The sequence below is a fragment of the Bradyrhizobium sp. 23 genome (genome assembly GCF_023073295.1).
In the GTDB taxonomy this organism is placed as follows: domain Bacteria; phylum Pseudomonadota; class Alphaproteobacteria; order Rhizobiales; family Xanthobacteraceae; genus Bradyrhizobium; species Bradyrhizobium canariense_D.
Window position 1 is genome coordinate 207,311 of sequence record NZ_JADPJF010000124.1, and the last position, 3,600, is coordinate 210,910.

The window sequence follows — 3,600 nt, forward strand, 5'->3', positions numbered from 1 at the left end:
GCGGATAACGCTGACGTTGCGTAGGCGAGGCCCGGGTTGGGCACCGGCATCTTCCGGGGGATTGCCGGGCCGCCTAAACCGGCGGCTCTGGCCGCGAATCAGCTAGAATCGTCTCGGGCATCCTCCGGAGAGAATCCTTGCAGAGCAGCGGCGCCGGCGCGCGCGCGTTCCAGAACGCGCGATTGCAGAAGAAATTGAAGAAGCAGGCGGACGCGATCATTTCGACCGCGAATGCGGCCTATGGCCAGGGCCGGTATGCGGAGACCGAGGCGCTCTGCCGCCAGATCCTGAATGAACTTCCGGAGCATTTCGGCGCCTTGCACCTGCTTGGCTTGGGCGCGTTCGCGAGCCGACACTTCGAGGCAGCGAAACAGGCCCTCAAATATGCCGTGACGGTCGACCCACGCTCGGCACAGGCTTTTTCCGATTTGGGAGCCACGCATTTCGCACTTGGGGAATATGAGGACGCGCGTACGTCCCTGGAGAGAGCCATCGCGTTGAAGCCCAGCTTCCCGATGGCCTTGGCCAATCTCGGCAATACCTTGTTGCATCTAAACCGCGTCGAGCAGGCTATCGAACTGTACGATCGCGCGATCGGGCTGAAGCCCGATCATGCCGATGCGCTTTGCAATCGCGGCCTGGCAGAGCTCGCGCTGCGCCAGCTTGATCGCGCCAAACAGAGCTTCGAGCGCGCACTGTTGTTTCAGCCGCGAAACGTCGAGGCGCTCGTCGGCAAAGGTTTGGTCAATATCGAGCTCAAAAACTTCGACGAGGCCAAAGGCGCGCTGGAGGCGGCGCTCGCGATCAGGCCAGGCTCGGCGAAAATCCTGGCGAACCGTGGACGGCTCAATCTTGAGACGTCGAGGTTGGAACAGGCGGCGGCGGATTTCGACGCGGCCCTTGCGCTTGCGCCCAAGCTCGAGGTGGCCTTGCAGGGGAAGGCACAAGTCGCGCTCGCCATGGGAAACACGGCGCAAGCGATTTTAGCCTGCACCATGTTGCTGGAGGAATATCCACGCTCAGCGATCGCGATGGCGCTGCTGAGCGCTTGTTTTGCAAATCAGGGAGAGATCGCGTCGGCGATCGAGCTTCTCGATGCGGCGCTGGCCATTGTGCCGGATGCATCCTTGATCGGCCGGAAGATCTTCTTCCTCGACTATCTCTCCGAGGCCGATTTCGCGGTTCAGCAGGCCGCACGAAAGCAGTGGTGGGACGCGATCGGCTCGAAGTTGCCGCGAAGGACTCTTGCCCCCCGGCAGCTTGATCCCGACAGGCGATCGTGGTCGGCTATGTTGCTGCCGAGTTTTGGCATCACTCGGCGGCGTTCGCTCTGTTGCCGGTGCTGCGCCATCATGATCATGCCAGGTTCGAGATCGTCTGCTATTCGTGCTCGCCGGTAAGAGATGAGATGACCGCCGCATTCAGGTCCTCGGCGGATGTCTGGGTCGACGCCTGGCAGATGTCGGACGACGAACTGGCCGATCGCATTCAGGCCGACAAGGTCGATATCCTGATCGACGTATCCGGGCACACGACCGGCAACAGGCTCCATGTCTTCGCCCGCAAGCCGGCCCCGATCCAGGTCTCGGGGTTTGGTCACGCCACGGGCACGGGCCTTCAGACCATGGACTACGTGCTCGCGGATCCCGTCTTCATTCCGCAATCGGCGCGCCATCTGCTGGCTGAAAAGGTCTACGACCTGCCGTGCCTGATCACGATCGATCCCATTTTGGATCTACCTGCATCGGAGCCGCCCATGCTCCGCAACGGTCATGTGACCTTCGGCGTATTCAACCGCATCTACAAGATCTCAGACGAGGCCATCGGGGTGTGGTCGAAAGTGATGCGCGAGGTGACGGGTTCGAAGATCATCATCAAGCATACTCTGCTTGACGATCCCATACTGCGCGACAATCTGGTCGCGCGGTTCGTGGCACAGGGCGTTGCCGAGGAGAATGTCACCTGCCTGGGCTCGTCGCCGCGCCCCGAGCACCTGCGGGCGTTTGCGAACGTCGACATATCGCTCGACACGTTCCCGCAAAATGGCGGCGTCAGCACCTGGGAATCGCTCTATGCGGGCGTTCCGGTCGTGGCCAAGCTTGGCAACGGCGCCTCGTCGCGTGCCGGTGGTTCGATCGTGGCTGCGGTCGGTCTCGACGACTGGGTCGCCGAGGACGACGAGGGCTATGCCGCGATCGCCTGCAAATATGCGGCGCAGCCGGCGTATCTGGCGAGGTTGCGCAGCGACTTGCCGGCCCGGATCGCAGCGTCTCCCGCCGGCAATGTCGAAATCTACACGCGCAAGGTCGAAGCGGGCTATCGCCAGTTCTGCGCGACTATTGTGCCGCGGCTGTCGAAGGCAGCGGGGGCCTGACCCTGCCGGTTGGGGCGTAGCCTCGAATTGCGCCGGCCACCTTAGTCCTCCGGAAACCATGCGGCGCTGCGCGACCGTGCCGGTTCATGGCTCCGAAAGCTATCTCTGGGCATGTGGCGCCAAAAGGGTGCGCCAATGCTCGGTTTCGTCTTCGGCTTGAACGCCCGGCTCGGGCGATTGCATTTCTTCCTCGCGACGGTCGCGCTTGCGATCGTGATGACGGCGATCTGCTTTGCAATCGCAATGGCCGTGCTGAACAACACCTCGCCCGGCGCGATCCGACCCGAAGACCTCACCAAGAGCTGGGCGATGATCGCCGCGATCGTGTTCTTCGGAGTTGCGACCCTCACGCTGCAATCGATGCGCATCCGCGACATCGGCTGGGATCCGGTCTGCGTGGTGCCTGCCTGGTTCGCGCTCATGATCGTCGACCATGTCGTCGCGGGCCGGTTTCCGGCCTGGGCGATCGGGGAGGAGCACCAGGCAACGGCGGTCGGCGCGCTCGTCAACCTCGCGCTGATGCTCGCGCTCATGTTCTGGCCGAGCGGCGACAGCGAGGGCTCCTACGGCGCTCCCCTCCCGCCGCGCACACGCGCGAACAAGCCTTCGCTATCGAACGAGCGCCTCGCGCGGGTGTCGCAGGGATCGTCTCGCTCGAACTGGAGCTAGACGGCCGGCTTCCGGAACGTTCTAGACGAACGGCAGCTTGATGTTGCTGCGCTTCTCCAGCCATTCAGGCACAGGAAGGCTCTTGGCGCGCATGAAGTCCGCATTGAACAGCTTCGACTGGTAACGGCTGCCGGAATCGCAAAGCACGGTGACGATCGTCTTGCCGGGCCCGAGCTGTTTTGCGAGACGCATCGCGCCGGCAACGTTGATGCCGGTCGAGCCGCCGAGGCACAGGCCTTCGTGCTGGAGCAGTTCGTAGATCACCGTGACTGCTTCCGCATCGGGAATGAGATAGGCGTCATCGACCTTTGCGCTCTCGACGATTGCGGTCGCCCGGTTGAGGCCGATGCCCTCGGTGATCGAGCCGCCCGGCGTCGCCTTGGCATCGCCCGTTCTGAAATATTCATACATGCCGGCGCCGTGCGGGTCGGCGCAGGCGATCCTGACGTCCTTGCTCTTCTCTTTCAGGAAGCGGCTGGTGCCGGCCAGCGTGCCGCCGCTGCCGACGGAGCAGACGAAGCCGTCGATCTTGCCGCCGGTCTGCTCCCAGATCTCGG

The 3,600-nt window shown here is 63.2% G+C and carries 2 protein-coding genes and 1 pseudogene; 2 read left to right on the forward strand and 1 reads right to left on the reverse strand.

Going from position 1 to position 3,600, the window contains the following annotated elements; genetic code table 11:
• Positions 1-137: 137 nt before the first annotated feature.
• Together IVB32_RS30235 and IVB32_RS30240 are read left to right on the forward strand one after the other, a co-directional pair.
• Positions 138-2,394, forward strand: a pseudogene (locus tag IVB32_RS30235) (tetratricopeptide repeat protein).
• Between the two features lie 115 nt (positions 2,395-2,509).
• Positions 2,510-3,043, forward strand: a complete 534-nt coding sequence (locus IVB32_RS30240; protein ID WP_018457795.1) for a DUF805 domain-containing protein — start codon at positions 2,510-2,512, stop codon at positions 3,041-3,043.
• A 21-nt stretch (positions 3,044-3,064) separates the two neighbouring features.
• Here the strand turns inward: IVB32_RS30240 and IVB32_RS30245 are convergent.
• Positions 3,065-3,600 (reverse strand): pyridoxal-phosphate dependent enzyme (locus tag IVB32_RS30245; RefSeq protein ID WP_247412285.1); only part of this gene is annotated, 536 nt, incomplete at its 5' end.